The organism is Erysipelothrix sp. HDW6B (genome assembly GCF_011301115.1).
In the GTDB taxonomy this organism is placed as follows: Bacteria; Bacillota_I; Bacilli_A; order Erysipelotrichales; family Erysipelotrichaceae; genus Erysipelothrix; species Erysipelothrix anatis.
This window is the reverse complement of the sequence record NZ_CP049860.1, coordinates 180,919-196,971: the sequence shown is the minus strand read 5'-3', so window position 1 is coordinate 196,971 and position 16,053 is coordinate 180,919. Positions and strand designations below refer to the sequence as shown.

Sequence of the window (16,053 nt, the reverse complement as noted above, 5' to 3'; positions counted from 1 at the left end):
GCTAGTTTCTCCTTGTTATCGACATCAATTATTGATTGTCCTAACATGCCTGCGTTAGCAAGTTCTTACGATTCGTACTTTTTCAAGTACTCTCCTCAGTTTTACTACCTCTCAGATTTGGTATACAGCTTTGTGTGTTTACCCCTCTAATACCAAGCAATGTATATCACACATATTATTGATGTAATAATATTGCATCCCATCAAAAAAGGAGCAGACCTGTAGACTGCTCCTTTTCCTATGCTTCCTTGTTCATAAATACATAACCTAAGGCAATTCCCATAAACGAAATAATGAAATATGCAACTGATTGTGGTTGCGTTAGTCCGCCATACAATACAAACGAAGCACCGAGTAACGCAAGTCCTGGATACACGTATCCTTTGAGAACACCCAAGCGTTTCCGAGTTAGCTCTTCATATAATGTCCGAACATATAACGAACTATAGAAGACATAAGTAATCACGATCGGTAAACTATCAATCTGAAGTCCACTTAACGCTAACGGACCCACAGTGACTTGAAAGACACTCATTGCATGAAGTATCAACCACAACATTACAAGCCCAAATGCAAGCCATGCTGACGCTACCGGTATCCCAAGATGGTCATTCATTGTCTTATATCGCTCCGAATGAGGAAAGCGATTGCGAATTGCTAAAGAATAAGGTAATCGGATGTAACCTAAAATTAAGCCATTCACGGAACCCAAAATTGAAATAATCACCGCAAGGTAGACCAATTTCATTCCGATTGGTCCAAAAATCATTTCGGCAATGTAACCAACAGATCCATCACCCAAGGCCATCACTTGTTCTGGTCCTAGCAAAGCATTAATTCCAATAAAATACGCAAGGTAGATCGCAAGAATGATAATTGGAGCGACAATCAATGCTTTCGATAGATTCTTCTTCGGGTTCTCAATTTCATGTGCTATTGCCGGTGCAACGAACCAACCATCGTAAGAGAATGCGCACGCAATTAGACCGACAAACAACCCTGAATTTAACCGTGATTCTTCAATTACTGGTGCTGCAAGATTGGAAGGATTTCCAAAAACTAGCCCCAATAGCGCTAATCCTAGCAAGGCACCTATCTTAATAACAAGCGTAATATTTTGGAATAGCCCTGCTTGGTTACGGTTAAATATATTCAAGACAAATGTTGCGACGATAATGGTCAATGTTATGATCCACAGTCTGATGTCTGTTGGATCTGTAATATTAAAGAGTAAGCCAATATAAATAGCACAAATCCACGATAGAATCGCAACAATTGCTGGAAAATAGAAAACAACTTGAAACCATCCGGAAAGGTATCCCATTGTTTTTCCCCATGCGAGTTCCGCATAGGCTATGAGTCCACCAGCTTCTGATGTTCGTTTAGCATACTCGGCAACACAGAGGCCTCCAAAGATAATGCCGAATGCTCCGACGACCCAAAGTACGACTCCCAGAAGGACACTTCCTTGGGTTGCAAATAGAATATCATCAGTTTTGAAAAAGATGCCAGACCCTACCACAATTCCGACAATCATGGCTATGGTTGTAAACAGTCCAAATTTTTTAGTTTCTTTCACAGGTGTTCCTCATTCTATATTAATTGCTGAGTATCAACGGTAACTTTTAGGGGATAGGTAAAACCATTACGCGCGAGCTCTTCTTTAAGTGTGGTTTTGATTGTGTCTACTACATTGAGTTTATCTGGTTCAATCACGAGATCAAACATCAGCGTGTCGTGAATAATTCGAACATCATGAAAATCAACACCACCATAGAACGTTCGTATGTGTTTTTTTATAATTTGATAAATCTCTTTCATTTCGGGACTCTCGATATCTAATGGGTCCATATGAATCGCCAAAGAAATCCCTGTTTTGTTAAGAATTGTATTCTCCAAAGTATCGACAATCGTATGTGCGTCAATCAAAGACATTGTTTGATTAATCTCAACATGAACACTTCCGTATGTCGTATTTGATCCGTAATTATGAACCATTAAATCGTGATAACCTAGAATTTCGGAATTCGTATCCAAGATAGTTTTTATTTCGTCAAGAACTGATGCATCAGGGCGTTCTCCTAGAAGACTGTTCATGAATTCACGGACCATTTTCAGAGCTGACCAAAGAATAAACAAGGATAAGCCCAGTCCTAAGTAGGCATCAATTGTATAACCCGTCCAAAATTGAAAGCCAACACCAATCAGAACGCCTGCGGTGGTCATCATGTCATTGAGACTATCTTGCCGCGATGCTAGCAACATGTCTGATTTGAGTTTACGTGCTTGGACATCGTACATATATGCCATGAATCCTTTAGCAACAATTGAAAATATCAGAATAAAGATGACAAGCATCGAGAATGTTGTAGTTTGTGGTTCAATAATATTAGCGATCGATGTTTTGAGAACTTCCAATCCTAAAACACCCATAATTAAAGCCATTACAAATCCCGCTATATATTCAAAGCGTTGATGTCCATACGGATGTTCGCGGTCTGCTGGTTTACCAGTGACAATAAAGCCGACCACTGTAATAACTGACGACATAGAGTCCGAAAAGTTATTAATACCATCAGCCATGATAGATTGTGAGTTCGCAATAATTCCAATCGTTATCTTAAAGACAGACAAAAGTAGGTTTATCGCGAGTCCCGCTAAACCTACTTTAATACCTTCTTTGTTTCTGTTTTTTTCGTTTAAGTTTTCCATGTATTTATTATAACACAGTCAGTTTTAGATGAATCCCTGCTTTATCAACTATTTCGACCGTATCGTCTGAAACTGTATAACTATAATTTTCGAGTGCTTGAATATCCTCTTTAATTGTCTCGAGATTGTCAACAATGATTGTTACTGAAGCAAGTCCAGTTGTATCTTCAGGGAGTGGTGTTAATGATGGTCCTGACCAAACGTTCAGAGCGATATCATGGTGATAACCACGTTTGGAAATAAAAATGGCATGTTGCATATCAGTAATCAAATCATAGCCAAGTATATCTAAATATAAAGCACGTGCATCACGAATCGCATTCACTTGAAGATGAGCATGACCCAGAATTGTTCCTGCTGGCATACCATACCATGTTGGGTCCGTTACCAATGAAACCAAACGTTGAATATCTACCGGTTCGGTGGCAGCTTCCATTGTCCCATCTTCATTCACATGCCACTCTGAGCGTGGACGATCGGCATAGATTTCAATACCATTTCCCTCTGGATCATTCATATATAGTGCTTGGCTATAAATGTGGTCACCAGCACCCCCAATATCAAATCCAACTGCGTCAAAGTGATACAGAATTTGACCTAGATATCGTTCATCTGGCAATAAGATTGCGAGATGGTAGAGGCCATTGTAAGCTTTGGTTGCTTGTTTTACATCTTTAGATGTTATTAACTCTACAATTTTTCGATTATCAACCCCAAGCATCGTAGTCGATTCTGTTTCATTGATAATTTGTAGACCAATTGTTTCATTATAGAATTGCGTCATCATTTTTAAATCTTTGACACGGAGCGTGACGTATCCAAGTAGCGCTTCATTATTTAATAGCATAAGTAGTCCTCGTTTCTTTTCAATAACATAGTATCACAGTATGTTTAATATTTCTATTTTGAAACACTCAAAATTTCAAAAATTCAAAAGGAAAAAGATTTCGAAGAAAAAGAAGAACTTGAAATATTCGAAAATAAGGCGTATGATTGAAACATAAAGGAGGGACGCTATGTTTAATTGGGTAACTGGTAATGCACAACTCGAGATTGTGACATTAAACAGTAACAACATAACACTAAACCAAAACGCTGCATCTCACTTTCAGTCAAGTCAGTATGTTTTGGTTGGTTTTTCACAAAATTCAGAGATTGGAATTAAACCGGTCTCAAAACGTGATATGGATTTAAATGCATATCCAAAAGAGAACCTACATAAGATATCAATTGGTAAAGGATATGCTAAAATAAATAATAAGGCACTGTGTGATTTAATTTCTGCTAAAGTTGGAAAACCGTTAACAGGACAAAAGATCTATGCTCGATTTGATGAAACAGAAAATGTTCTTATCTTCGACATTGATGCTTTATCAAATGGGGAGGAGGTACTTGTATGACAGTGTTTTGGATTGTAGTGGTTATTGCGATGATTGTCATCGAATTACTAACTGCAGGGAATTTAGTTTCTATATGGTTTGCGATTGGGGCAATTGCAGCAACTGCTGTGGCATTCTTTACAGATAGCGTTCTCATCCAAGTCATTATATTTGCGTTAGTTTCGATTGTTTCTCTAATCTTAATTCGTCCATTTACGACGCGTTTATTACGAGGAAATGTTATCGCAACAAATGCCGACAGTCTTATTGGTCGGAAAGCAATCTTGTCAGAAGCAATTGATGAAGACAAGTGGGGAATGATACGTCTCAACGGTACTGAGTGGTCCGCAACAACATCGGATTATTCAGAGCTTCCAAAAGGAACGCGTGTTGAGATTATAGCAATAGAGGGTGTTAAATTAATTGTTAGAGAGATCAAGGAGAACTAGAAACAATGGAAATTTCAACAATGATTATTATTGGACTTATTTTGGTTATTGCGTTACTCATTATTGGGTACTGTATCCGAGTAATTCCGCAATCCAATGCGTATGTCATTGAGCGCTTAGGGGCATACTCACATACATTAGATAAAGGGATGCATTTGATTCTACCATTCGTAGACCGTGTCGCTAATCGTGTTTCATTGAAAGAGCGTGTCCAAGACTTCGCGCCACAACCTGTTATTACTAAAGATAACGTCACGATGCAAATCGATACAGTTATTTACTTCCAGATTACAGATCCAGTCTTGTTTACATATGGTATTCACAATCCAATTAATGCGATTGAGAACCTTACAGCAACAACACTTCGTAATATTATCGGGGACCTAGAACTCGACCAGACCCTAACATCACGTGATATCATCAACTCACAAATGCGTGCAATTCTTGATGAAGCAACTGATCCATGGGGTATTCGTGTTCAACGTGTTGAAGTTAAAAATATTATTCCACCACGTGATATTCAAGAAGCGATGGAAAAACAAATGCGTGCTGAACGTGAACGTCGTGAATCCATTCTTCGTGCTGAAGGGGAAAAACGTTCTGCAATCCTAATCGCTGAAGGGGAAAATGAAGCTGCTATCTTACGTGCACAAGCTAAGAAAGCTGCAATGATCGCCGAAGCGGAAGGGGAAGCAGAAGCAATCGACAAGATTCTTACAGCTCAAGCAAGTGCAGCATTGAAACTTGAAGCTATATCTGCAGATAATGCCTATATCAAATTGAAGAGCCTTGAAGCCTTAGAAAAAGTCGCCGATGGTAAAGCAACAAAAATTATCGTTCCTTCGGAACTTCAAAATATGGCCTCACTCCTTGCAAGTGCAAAAGAAATCATGACATCAGACAAATAAAAATTAAAAAGAGCATTCATCGTGTAGATGAATGCTCTTTCTTTTATTATGCATTGGCCATCAATAATTGACATGCAGGACAAATTCCATACAATTCCAATTGATGTCGTGCGATGATGAAGCCGGTGCTTTCCTCGACACGATCTTCGTAATTATGCAGTGGGCACCCTTCAATAATTTGAAAGAGACCACATTCGGTACAAATAAGATGATGTTTATGACCATGGTGTTTAAATTCATAGACGGTTTGGCTCGGTTCACTCACCAATAGTTTGGATACTAATCCCTTTTCAACAAACAAATCAAGGGTGCGGTAAATCGTCGAAAGATCTAACGTACTCTTTAATGATTCAAAAATTTGATTAATGGTCAGTGGTTGGTTACTCTCTTTTAAAAGCGATAACAGTTCATCGCGTTGTTTTGTGTACTTAATTTTATGATTTTTGAGCTCTTCTCGCATCTCTACGACACCTCCTTAATAAGTTCAATTGATTCCTGTATCAGCTCTTTGTGACCCATCCCCCGTGTCACATCGCTAAGCTTGTCTAGAGCGTCTGGTGAAAGGACACGGACATCATAGACTGCTAGTGTATCATATTGGCGTTCTATAACTGTACCTACTGATCCTGCATAAACTTCCACATCATTGGTAAACTCATATGGGAATGACACACGGAATAGAAAGACACGTTGAGGCACTAAGACTTCCGCTTCTTGGATTCCAAGCGTGACACTTGAACCGTATGCACGGATAAGACCACCAACACCCAACAAGATTCCACCATAATAACGCACGACTACTGCAATGACATAGTTCATCTTATTTCCACGTAAGACCTGAAGCATTGGAAGTCCTGCACTTGATGACGGTTCGCCATCATCATTCGATCGTTCAATCTCACCAACAACATATGCACTACAATGGTGTGTTGCTTTCGGATGTTCCTTTTTTATCGCACGCAGGTACTCTTTTGCTTCAGCTTCTGTTTGTACCGGTGCCAAATAGGTGATAAATTTCGATTTTTGGATTTCTTGCTCCGTAATTACTGATTCTTTAATTGTTTTGTAGTCTATTGGTTCCATGTATACATTATAAAGCATTTTGATTTCAGTTGAAAGACTGGCGACTTTAGGAGATAGTTTGACAATCAAAGTATTTAATTATATAATGCTCGCATTGGAGGATTACCATGAAAAATTATGCAATTGTCTGTGACACATCAGTCTCATTAACACCCGAACAAGCGGCTGCAATGAATGTCACAATTACACCACTTACACTTATTCACAACAATAAAGAATATCTCGATCAAGTTGAAATGGGCTACGATGCTGTCAACGATTTACTACGTAACAAAGAGCATCTTCAAACATCTCAACCAAATCTCGGACTCCTTATTACAACATTTGAAACTTTGAAAGCTCAAAACTACGATCATATTTTCGTATTAGCGCTGACATCATCATTATCTGGAACTTACAATTCCATGAATCAAGCCATCCAAGAAGTTGGTTTAGATAATGTTTCACTCGTGGATACCCGTTCACTTGCTGGGGCAGTACAACATCTTGTTCGCTTCGTAAACGAACAAGCGGCCGTCAACAGTTCTGTCGAAGCAATACTTTCAGGAATCGATGCCATGATTCCAAAAATTACTTCTTTTGTCTACCCACAAACATTAGATCAATTAAAAATTAGTGGTCGGATTTCAAAAAGTGCAGCAACTTTAGCGTCTCTACTTAAAGTGAAACCAATCCTATACTTAAAGAGTGACTTGGATACGATTGAAAAATTTGGGACAGCTCGTACTGAAACAAAAGTCTTCGACATTATTATCAAAGCGATGCGTGATGACAACGTGACACCGGAAACTCATGTTATTTATTACTTAGACAATGAGGGTGAAGAAATTGTTGAACGGGCTAATACTGCAATTACCGAAGCGTTAGGAACGTTTGAAACACATGCCTCTAAATTGCCGGCTGTTGTCGCTGCCCATGCAGGGCTTGGAACGATTGCAATTCAATGGGCACCAAAGTTCTAAATATGAGCACAACATGCGTTTATGGTATATAATATTAGGATACTAGGAGGTTGAATTATGAAAACTGCAGTAGTCGTTGACAGCGGAAGCAACTATTACAACGAAGTAGATCGTAAGGAAGGACTCTTTGCTATTCCACTACAAATAATAGATGGAGATCACGCTTACTTAGAAAGCGTTGAAATATCAATAGATGAAGTAAACCAGAAACTCGCATCTGGTAAACTTCTTCAAACATCGTTACCATCTTTGGGGAAAATTGAGGAACTTTTTACAGAAATTAAAGAAATGGGCTACGAGCAAATCTTAGCCGTTCCAATTACAAGCGGAATCTCAGGAACAATCAATGCAATGGTTACAGCTGCACAATTTGCAGATATTAAATTTGAATATATCGACTGCTTTACCGCAGCGCGTATTGAATTGGACTTAGCATTGACGGCACGTGATTTATTGGATGAAGGCAAATCAATCGAAGCAATTCGCGAAATCTTAGATGATTCCATTAAGAATAGTGATACCTATATTATTCCTGATGATTTGAAACATCTCTCACGTGGTGGTCGTCTATCGCCGCTTGCAGCAACACTGGGTGGATTCCTTAAAATCAAACCTATCTTGCATTTAAACCACACAACAAATGGTGTCATTGATCCATTCGGTAAGGTTCGCACAATGTCTAAAGCGATTGATACTGTCATCGCTCATATGCAAGATGTCGGCGTTGGTGCTGGTTATACGATAACGATTGTTGATGTTGATGCACCCGAGGCATTAGAAACAACGATTGAGAAGTTGAAGACAGCTTTCCCAGAAGCAAAACTTCATACAGGACCTCTAATTTCTACAGTTAGTGTTCATGTTGGAATCGGATCTGTCGCTTTCCAATACATGAAAAACCCTATAATTTAGACCGCGAAATGCGGTTTTTTTGTTTTCTATAACACCAATTCATACTTTAATGACAGATTGCATAACTTTATAATCTGTTTATATATGATGATGTTAGGAGGTTAGTCATTATGATAACAACATTAATTATTGATAGCGATTCAAAATATTTAGAAACATTAAGTAAAGGGCTTGAAGCAAACAACTACAAAGTGCTAACCGCATCGTCTGCCATGGAAGGCATTGAGCAATTTGCGATGAAAAATTCATTACTCGTCATTTCCGAATATGATCTTGATGATACAAACGGAATCAAACTTTTAGCATCAGTGAAACGCATGGTACCAACAGCACGTACTGTACTTATGACAGCATCACTTACAGATGCAATTGAAATTGAAGCACTTGCTGAAGATATCGATGTCGTTTGGGAAAAAAATAAATCCATTAATGTTCTACTTGCATATATGGAACGCATGTTCGATTCTTACTTCGATAAATCAACACAACTTTCATTGTTCTCTATTTCAGAGAATATGTTGATGGATGTTGATAATCAAGTCATCACAAAAGATGGTGTTGATATTCCAATGACACCGATTGAACTTGGCATTATTGGCCATTTCTTAGCAAACCGTGGTGATGTCGTTTCACGGCGTCAAATTATTGATAACATCTGGAACGAGCCCTATTCTGAAGAGCTCGAACGTAAAGTTGATGTACATATTCGTAATATCCGAAAGAAATTAAATCTTTCTTCAATCTACACTGTACGTGGTAAGGGTTATCGCTGGAGCGAAAACCCACACCGCGTATAATTGTGTAGGAAGCACAAAAGAAGACACCGCATAAATGCGTGTGTCTTCTTTTTTATACTCTTATTGATAAGTAACGGGCAACACCACTTATTTTAATGTTTGGCGTATTAGCATCAATGAAAGCTGATTCGCCTTTTTTAAGCTCAACGACTGTGTCGTTTTGAGTGATGGTGAGATAGCCATCAACAACCACAATTCCTTCAAATGATGTATCGTCAAGATAATAATTTTTGAAGTCATCGAGAATGACTTCCGTAGTTGTGAAGTAGTCACAACTTACAAGAATTCGACTTTGGTAGCCATCGGAAACAACGAAGGGTTCCTGAGCTTCAAATGATGTATCTTTGGGTTCTAGATTTGATACGTCGATTGCTTGTTGAATATGCAATTCGCGTAAATTACCATTTGCGTCTTTACGATTAAAATCGTAGACACGATACGTTGTATTTGAATTTTGTTGGATTTCACAGATAACGATTCCGGCACCAATTGCATGAATCGTACCCGCTTCAACAAAAATTACGTCGCCTTTGCTTACGGGAACTTTATTGAGAACATCGAGGATGGTGTTCGTTTCAATCGCTTCCTTGTATGCTTCTTTGCTTAGTGATGTCTTTGTACCATAGTAGATGGATGCACCGGGTTCTGCTTCCAAGATATACCACATTTCTGTTTTACCATACTCATTTTCATGAACTTTAGCATACGCGTCCTCAGGATGGACTTGAATGGATAAGTCTTGTTTAGCATCAATAAATTTAACGAGGATTGGAAAGTATTCAAATGCTTGTCCTTTGGTACCAAGAACGTGGCGACCTTGGACAGCAATGTATTCTGGTAATGTCTTCTCTACACCTGGATAGTCCACAAGATAACTGGGTCCATCTTTATGGGTCGATATTTCCCAGCTTTCGGCAAGTGGCGTTAATAATGTTTCTTTGCGATAGGATTCTTTGAGTTTACTACCACCCCAAAGATAGTCTTTATAAGATGGTGATAGCTTGATTACGCTCATATCATACCTCCAGCAAATACATTGAAGGCATATAAACCACCGCCGATTAGACCATTGTCGTCGCCTAGTTCCGCGCGTTTAATATTTACATTTTCAACTTGGACAGCATAGACTTTGGTTTGAACACGTTTAGTGACTTTTTCTACAAAGTTTGGAATTTTCAACGCAACACCACCACCCAACACAACAACACCGGGATCGATGACTCCAATCACAATCGCAATCATGTTCGCAAGATATTCAATTGCATCATCAATGATAGCTTCTGCGACCATATTGCCTGATTGTGCAAGTTGATAAACATCCCCAGCATGTTGGGCATCGAGTCCTTGTTGTTTGGCTCGTTGTGTGATTGCGGTCCCACTGCAAATCGATTCTACGGACCCGGGTTTTAAATCACCCAACTGTGGGCCGTCTTTCCATAAAATAGCATTGGCCACCTCTTGCGCAAAACCGTGTGATCCTAGAAAGATATTTTCGTTGATGACCAAGCCACCACCCAGTCCTGTACTTATGGTAAAGTACTGAACTACATCTTCACCAACACCAGCACCTTTCATGGCTTCGGCATAACCCGCTAAGTTTGCATCATTTTCTAAAATTACGGGTAAATTCCAAAGCTTTTCAGCTTCTTCTTTAAATTTAAAGTAATGCCATCCTGTTAAGTTTGGCGGCGTGAGGACGATTCCCTTCTTTAAATCTAAAGGGCCCGGGCAGGACACACCAACACCAACACAGGGCTCACTAAAACCTTGAATAATATCGTAAATTCCTTCAAGTGTCGCGTGTGGATTGTCGCCCAACGTGGTGAAGGACTGACGTTCAATAATTTCGCCTGTTTGACTTATTAGAGCAACACGAGTGGATGTTCCTCCAATATCAACGCTTGCAGCATATTTCATAATTATTGTGCTCCCTTCTGTGTTTGAAATGCAGCCACTGCTCCGACTAAATTAGCATCATTGAGGAAATGACACGCCTTAATCGATACATCGACACTTTCAAGACCTGCATTGCTTAACATATCTTGTATTCGTGTTGTAACTGCAGGTATTAAATCTGGGTTTTGGCTAACACCGCCACCAATAATGATGGAGCTTGGGTCTGTCGTAAATTGTAAATTATAGAGACCTAACGAGAGATAATCGTAGAAATTATTAACCTCGTCTATAGCGAGTGCATCTCCTGCTTTTGCGCGGTCAAATACTTCTGCACCCGTTATGCTATCTTCGGGAATTTTGAGACGACGTGCGTAGCGTTCAGCCATATGGACAGCGGTCCCAAGCATACTAAACGATTGTTTTCCGTCAAGGATCATGCAGCCAAATTCACCACCAAAAAGATTATGACCTCTTTGGATTTCGCCATCGACGATGACCGCACCTCCAATTCCTGTTCCAACAACTACAAATAGTACGTTTGATTCACCACGTGCAACACCTTTCCATGTTTCCGCAAGGGCGGCACAGTTGGCATCGTTATCGATACTTACCGGTAAACCAAAAACGGATTCAAGATCTTCCACAATTGGGAAATGGTGAATATATTCGATTGCTGAAATCCCACCGATAACCCCTTTCGCAACATCAACACTTCCTGGAGCTGAAAGGGCGATACCTGAAATATCAAAAGTTGCTTTGAGATTCTGATAAGTTTGATTGAGGCTTTCTTTCATTTCATCCCATGTTGCCGGTGTTTTGAACTGATCTGTCATTTCGAGCGTATCATTATTCCAGATACCGTACTTGACAGCACTTCCTCCCATATCAAATGCTAGTATTGCCATGTTCCTATTCCCCTTCCTGTTGAAATTGAATAAAGTCACGCATCCAGAAGCTACTTGCTTTAGGTGTTCGTTTTTGTGTTTCTAGGTCGACACTGTAGAATCCATAACGGTTACGGTAGCCATTGAGCCATGACCAACAATCCACAAATGTCCACATGTGATAGCCAAAGCAGTTTGCGCCATCAGCAATTGCTTCAGATAGGTAATGTAGGTGTTCTTCAACGAATTCAATTCGATAGGCATCTTGAATCATGCCATCTTCATCCTTAAAGCGGGCCTCATCTGCGACACCCATGCCATTTTCCGATACATACCACGGCATGTTGTCATACTTCGTTGTGATGAGGTTAGCGATATCTTTAATCGCTTCAGGATATATCTCCCAACCGCGATATGGATTCATACGACGTTCTGGCCAAGCATAGGCTTCGTAGAAATCTTCTGGCATTGTTGCAAGACCCACGAGTTTCTTCGAAGGTGCTTGAACACGGCGTGGTTGATAATAGTTAACGCCTAAGAATTCAGCTGTATTTTCCCGAATAATTTCTAAATCTTTTGCATCAGTTTCGGGAAGTAGTCCATGTTCTTTTAGAAGATTGACCATGAAGGGATCAAACGTTCCTTTGACCATTGCATCCATAAAACTCGTGATGTTTAAAGCATTCGCAATCCGAGTTGCTTGGACATCATCTTCTGAATCAGAGCGACCATAGACCGGGGTTAAGTTTAAAATGGTTCCAATACGAATGTCTGAACGAACATTACGCATTGCCTTGATAGCTTTCGCATGGGCTAAAATCGTGTTGTATCCCGCCAAAATAGCAAGTTTGAAATCAACAATCGCGGGATAATGAAATTCATACAAATAACTGCATTCAACGTGAACAATGGGTTCGTTAAATGTTGTCCAGTCTTTGACTAAATCTCCAAATTCTTCGATACATGTTTGGGCATAGAAGGCAAAATGGTCCGTAACTTCTGCATTGGTCCATCCACCCTTTTCCATCATCCACCACGGCATATCGAAGTGAAATAAGTTAATAATAGGATGAATGCCTTTATCAATCATTGTTTGGAAGTAATCACGATAGTATGTGACTGCTTCTTGATTCAGTGTTTTGCCATCCGGCAATAATCGGGTCCACGAAATCGATGTTCGATACGAGTTTAGATTCATATCGCGCATGCGCTGGACATCTTTTTTGTAAAGTTTGTAGACGTCTGAAGTTGTTTGCGGACCCACGTTTTGATCAAACCGCTCAGGGCTCAATTCAAACCATTTATCCCATGTATTTAATGACTTCCCACCACTTAGGTTAGACCCTTCTGTTTGAGGTGCAGAAGCCGCTGCACCCCACAGAAAGTCCTTTGGAAATTTCATTTTATTTGACATCTGGAATACGAATTGTACGAATCTCAGCGGCTTTGAGCGTTGTATCGTATGGTTTGTCTGTGACGATTTCAATGAGACTGGAATCATAAAGTTGTTTGCCTTCAAAATCAACATGAATTGTTGTAGCATCGTCATTACTCAAGTTGAACAGGCGAACCATGATATCAGTTTCGTGTTCTTTACGTTTGAGTGATGTTACATATGCGTCTGGTGCATCGACAACAAGGTATTGATGTTTACTTGCAAATGTTCCTGAATGAACAGCAGCCTGTGTAGTGATGAATGGAACCTGAATTCCTTTCATCGCACGGTAGTAATCATGTTTGTCATCACGACCATGGAAACTTACAGCATAAGACACCGTTGTTTCACCAAGAACTTGTGCTTCCGGTGTTGGGAAATATCCCCAATCGCCCATTTCGCCAGTACCGCGGTGAATTGTGACTGCAAGATACTGATTATCCAATACCTCATATTCATGCAATCCTGTATTTCCAACAATCATTCCTTTTTCGTCTGTTGTAATGGCGGAGAAAGCTTGTTGGTGTTGTGGGTTTGTTGGATTTTGCCATGATTTTGAGACTGCATTGGGACGTGTTACAACTTCATAAATACTTTCAGATTCATGTGTTGGTACCGACATTGAACTGTTGAAAATTGCGCGCACACGATGATCCTTCGCTTGATTATTAAAGCGTGTCTCAAATTTTAAAATTGGGCTGTCTGCCTCAAGTGTCATCATTGTTTCGAGTGTCAATGGGATAAGTTTTGTTGAGCGTTTTGATAAGCGCTCACGCATTTCCGTCACTGATTCTTGTTCAATTTTGAGCAGATCCTCAGCCGCTTCAGGAATCATCATCGTTTGGGTCATCTTCACGCGTTTCACTAAAGCAGTATCATCAAGTACCGTTACTGTTGCATCCAGTCCTTTAGAAGTGATGAATGTTCCGTCATGCGACTGCTTAAAGATATACTCATTGCCGATATCACCAGCATCATCAAAATAAAGAACATCTTCATAAGTATGACCGTGTACTTTATCTTCAATATCGATTTGTCCAGTATTCGAGATGGATACGCGTAATGATGCGTTTTCCAATCCTTCGAATGATGATGTGAGTGGTTCAGGTTTTCCTTCAACTAGTGCAAATGTCTCCCATGAGAAAGACGGCATCATTGTCATATTTAGACGTACGGTGATGTAGCGTGCAAAATGAGGTTTACGGAAAGCATCCTTTGGTAAATCGTAGTTGTACTTCACATCTGAACTTACGATTTCAAAAGGTACCGATTTCCCACTTTCATTGATTACGAGGACATCTGGCGTCCCTTTTTCGACAAGTTCATAGTAGTTTTCCTGCGGTTTACGATCATTAAATGGGATTCGTTCCCACTCTACTTCAACTTCGACTAAACCGGACTTTTCTTGACCTTCTGTATTGAAAACAACAAAGGGACGTGATGCTTCCGGGAAAACGTCTGTATTTAAAGCAGTTTCAATATGGCGAAGTGCTTCGTCACGCACAAAATTACCAACTTGTTTTGCATCTTCAAAACGAGTCATCATGCCACGGTGAATACTATCAACACCACATCCGCAAATTGAATCATGAGGATGGTTTTGCATTAGCTTTTTCCAAGCATAACGCAACATTTCATGTGGATAGTGACCTGTTACATCGGTCGCAATTGTAGCTAAAGGTTCGGTTATACGTTCTAGAAGATTTTGAACCGCAACGTTTTCTTGTTTTAAGTAAATTCGTGATGATGATGTATTCGCTAACGTATACCAACCATCTGTTTCTTGACTTGTTAATTCACCTTTAACGGTCCCGATATCTTCAGGAAGTGTCGCTTTGACAGCTTCGATATAATCCGGAAAGTTACTATGAATGAATTCGTAGTCTGGATACAGTTCATTGGCAAGAGCGATGGCTTTTGCCACGTCCTTTTGAATTGGTTGATGGTCAACACCATTCATCATGAGAAGGTGTGGTGTTGATGCATAACGTTCTGCATCAGCAAGTTTCTTATCCCAAAACGAAATTGCCGCTTCTCGTTCAGCTGGGATTTCATTACCATTGCTATACCAGTTGGCAAATAAGATACTGAAGATTTCAGTACCATCAGCGCCTTCCCAGTTAATTTCAGAGTATTTTGATGTGTAATCTTCATCGACAACAACGTTATTGAATCCTGTCGTTTTGACCCCGCGGCCATATGCAACTGCATCCATATTTCCTTGTTTCATCATTTGTGGTGCTTGTCCCATGTTTCCAAATGTATCTGGGAAATAACCAAGTTTTACGGGTTCACCCCATTTATAGCTCTCATCGAGACCAACAAGCATGTTTCGTGCATTTGCCTCAGCACTAATCAAGAAATCATCTTGTAGAATATAGAATGGTCCAATGAAGAGTTTTTTGTCACGAACAAGTTTTTCTAGTTTTTCACGGTTTTCTGGACGCACTTCAAGATAGTCATCCAATGATATTGTTTGTCCATCGAGGTGATAGCTTTTATATCCTGGATCATTTTCAAAAACGTCGAATAAGTCATCGAAGAGTTCGATTAAGCGCATATGATGTTGCTCATATGGCATGTACCACTCACGATCCCAGTGGCTATGTGAAATGATATGTACTGTTTTTTTCATA

General features: G+C 39.8%; 16 protein-coding genes. 6 read left to right on the top strand and 10 right to left on the bottom strand.

Annotated features, from left to right (window positions below; translation table 11 throughout):
* Nucleotides 1-238: 238 nt before the first annotated feature.
* From G7061_RS00970 to G7061_RS00960, 3 genes are read right to left on the bottom strand one after another with little or no spacing between them, the layout of a single operon-like run.
* Nucleotides 239-1,579 carry an APC family permease gene (locus tag G7061_RS00970; protein ID WP_166118065.1) on the bottom strand — a complete coding sequence of 447 codons (1,341 nt, stop codon included), beginning with the start codon at nt 1,577-1,579 and terminating at the stop codon, nt 239-241.
* 14 nt (nt 1,580-1,593) lie between these two features.
* A complete protein-coding gene (locus G7061_RS00965; RefSeq protein WP_166118063.1) occupies nt 1,594-2,712 on the bottom strand; it encodes a cation diffusion facilitator family transporter in 1,119 nt (372 codons plus the stop codon).
* 7 nt (nt 2,713-2,719) lie between these two features.
* Nucleotides 2,720-3,559 (bottom strand): VOC family protein, encoded by an 840-nt coding sequence (locus G7061_RS00960; RefSeq protein ID WP_166118061.1) that lies wholly within the window; start codon nt 3,557-3,559, stop codon nt 2,720-2,722.
* A gap of 169 nt (nt 3,560-3,728) precedes the next feature.
* Here G7061_RS00960 and G7061_RS00955 point away from each other — a divergent pair, with 169 nt between their 5' ends.
* Genes G7061_RS00955 through G7061_RS00945 form a run of 3 tightly spaced genes read left to right on the top strand, consistent with a single transcriptional unit; the run spans nt 3,729 to nt 5,448 of the window.
* A complete protein-coding gene (locus G7061_RS00955; protein WP_159634733.1) occupies nt 3,729-4,112 on the top strand; it encodes a hypothetical protein in 384 nt (127 codons plus the stop codon).
* Entirely contained in the window at nt 4,109-4,540 is a 432-nt protein-coding gene (locus G7061_RS00950; protein ID WP_159639883.1) for an NfeD family protein, read from the top strand. The genes G7061_RS00955 and G7061_RS00950 overlap by 4 nt, the downstream gene beginning before the upstream one ends.
* 5 nt (nt 4,541-4,545) lie before the next feature.
* Entirely contained in the window at nt 4,546-5,448 is a 903-nt protein-coding gene (locus tag G7061_RS00945) for an SPFH domain-containing protein (protein WP_166082607.1), read from the top strand.
* Between the two features lie 46 nt (nt 5,449-5,494).
* Here G7061_RS00945 and G7061_RS00940 read toward each other — a convergent pair whose 3' ends face one another.
* On the bottom strand, nt 5,495-5,908 hold the full coding sequence (locus G7061_RS00940; RefSeq protein WP_159634739.1) for a Fur family transcriptional regulator: 414 nt from the start codon (nt 5,906-5,908) through the stop codon (nt 5,495-5,497).
* Between the two features lie 2 nt (nt 5,909-5,910).
* The gene (locus G7061_RS00935; protein WP_236261680.1) at nt 5,911-6,531 is read right to left on the bottom strand and encodes a YigZ family protein; all 621 of its coding nucleotides are present in this window, start codon (nt 6,529-6,531) and stop codon (nt 5,911-5,913) included.
* A gap of 107 nt (nt 6,532-6,638) precedes the next feature.
* Between G7061_RS00935 and G7061_RS00930 the strand changes: the two genes are divergently transcribed.
* The 3 genes from G7061_RS00930 (at nt 6,639) to G7061_RS00920 (ending at nt 9,202) form a co-directional block, all read left to right on the top strand.
* Nucleotides 6,639-7,493: a DegV family protein gene (locus G7061_RS00930; RefSeq protein WP_159645227.1), complete on the top strand. Its 855-nt coding sequence runs from the start codon at nt 6,639-6,641 to the stop codon at nt 7,491-7,493.
* 57 nt (nt 7,494-7,550) lie between these two features.
* Entirely contained in the window at nt 7,551-8,405 is an 855-nt protein-coding gene (locus G7061_RS00925) for a DegV family protein (RefSeq protein WP_159639887.1), read from the top strand.
* 110 nt (nt 8,406-8,515) lie between these two features.
* On the top strand, nt 8,516-9,202 hold the full coding sequence (locus G7061_RS00920) for a response regulator transcription factor (protein ID WP_159634751.1): 687 nt from the start codon (nt 8,516-8,518) through the stop codon (nt 9,200-9,202).
* A 52-nt stretch (nt 9,203-9,254) separates the two neighbouring features.
* On the opposite strand, the gene G7061_RS00915 is transcribed toward G7061_RS00920, so the two are convergent.
* From G7061_RS00915 to G7061_RS00895, 5 genes are read right to left on the bottom strand one after another with little or no spacing between them, the layout of a single operon-like run.
* Nucleotides 9,255-10,217, bottom strand: a complete 963-nt coding sequence (locus G7061_RS00915) for a type I phosphomannose isomerase catalytic subunit (RefSeq protein WP_159634754.1) — start codon at nt 10,215-10,217, stop codon at nt 9,255-9,257.
* The gene (locus G7061_RS00910) at nt 10,214-11,119 is read right to left on the bottom strand and encodes an ROK family protein (RefSeq protein ID WP_166118059.1); all 906 of its coding nucleotides are present in this window, start codon (nt 11,117-11,119) and stop codon (nt 10,214-10,216) included. The genes G7061_RS00915 and G7061_RS00910 overlap by 4 nt, the downstream gene beginning before the upstream one ends.
* A 2-nt stretch (nt 11,120-11,121) precedes the next feature.
* Nucleotides 11,122-12,003, bottom strand: a complete 882-nt coding sequence (locus tag G7061_RS00905; RefSeq protein ID WP_166118057.1) for an ROK family protein — start codon at nt 12,001-12,003, stop codon at nt 11,122-11,124.
* 4 nt (nt 12,004-12,007) lie between these two features.
* Nucleotides 12,008-13,384, bottom strand: coding sequence for a glycoside hydrolase family 1 protein (locus tag G7061_RS00900; protein WP_205700100.1), 1,377 nt, complete (start codon nt 13,382-13,384; stop codon nt 12,008-12,010).
* 1 nt (nt 13,385) lies between these two features.
* The gene (locus G7061_RS00895; RefSeq protein ID WP_166118053.1) at nt 13,386-16,052 is read right to left on the bottom strand and encodes an alpha-mannosidase; all 2,667 of its coding nucleotides are present in this window, start codon (nt 16,050-16,052) and stop codon (nt 13,386-13,388) included.
* Nucleotide 16,053 lies beyond the last annotated feature (1 nt).

Excerpts from the sequence above, each read along its gene's own strand:
- G7061_RS00895 (WP_166118053.1), bottom strand. The coding sequence starts at position 16,052 with ATGAAAAAAACAGTACATATCATTTCACATAGCCACTGGGATCGTGAG.
- G7061_RS00960 (WP_166118061.1), bottom strand. The coding sequence starts at position 3,559 with ATGCTATTAAATAATGAAGCGCTACTTGGATACGTCACGCTCCGTGTC.
- G7061_RS00935 (WP_236261680.1), bottom strand. The coding sequence starts at position 6,531 with ATGGAACCAATAGACTACAAAACAATTAAAGAATCAGTAATTACGGAG.
- G7061_RS00940 (WP_159634739.1), bottom strand. The coding sequence starts at position 5,908 with ATGCGAGAAGAGCTCAAAAATCATAAAATTAAGTACACAAAACAACGC.
- G7061_RS00905 (WP_166118057.1), bottom strand. The coding sequence starts at position 12,003 with ATGGCAATACTAGCATTTGATATGGGAGGAAGTGCTGTCAAGTACGGT.
- G7061_RS00950 (WP_159639883.1), top strand. The coding sequence starts at position 4,109 with ATGACAGTGTTTTGGATTGTAGTGGTTATTGCGATGATTGTCATCGAA.
- G7061_RS00930 (WP_159645227.1), top strand. The coding sequence starts at position 6,639 with ATGAAAAATTATGCAATTGTCTGTGACACATCAGTCTCATTAACACCC.
- G7061_RS00925 (WP_159639887.1), top strand. The coding sequence starts at position 7,551 with ATGAAAACTGCAGTAGTCGTTGACAGCGGAAGCAACTATTACAACGAA.
- G7061_RS00920 (WP_159634751.1), top strand. The coding sequence starts at position 8,516 with ATGATAACAACATTAATTATTGATAGCGATTCAAAATATTTAGAAACA.
- G7061_RS00965 (WP_166118063.1), bottom strand. The coding sequence starts at position 2,712 with ATGGAAAACTTAAACGAAAAAAACAGAAACAAAGAAGGTATTAAAGTA.
- G7061_RS00910 (WP_166118059.1), bottom strand. The coding sequence starts at position 11,119 with ATGAAATATGCTGCAAGCGTTGATATTGGAGGAACATCCACTCGTGTT.
- G7061_RS00955 (WP_159634733.1), top strand. The coding sequence starts at position 3,729 with ATGTTTAATTGGGTAACTGGTAATGCACAACTCGAGATTGTGACATTA.
- G7061_RS00945 (WP_166082607.1), top strand. The coding sequence starts at position 4,546 with ATGGAAATTTCAACAATGATTATTATTGGACTTATTTTGGTTATTGCG.
- G7061_RS00915 (WP_159634754.1), bottom strand. The coding sequence starts at position 10,217 with ATGAGCGTAATCAAGCTATCACCATCTTATAAAGACTATCTTTGGGGT.
- G7061_RS00900 (WP_205700100.1), bottom strand. The coding sequence starts at position 13,384 with ATGAAATTTCCAAAGGACTTTCTGTGGGGTGCAGCGGCTTCTGCACCT.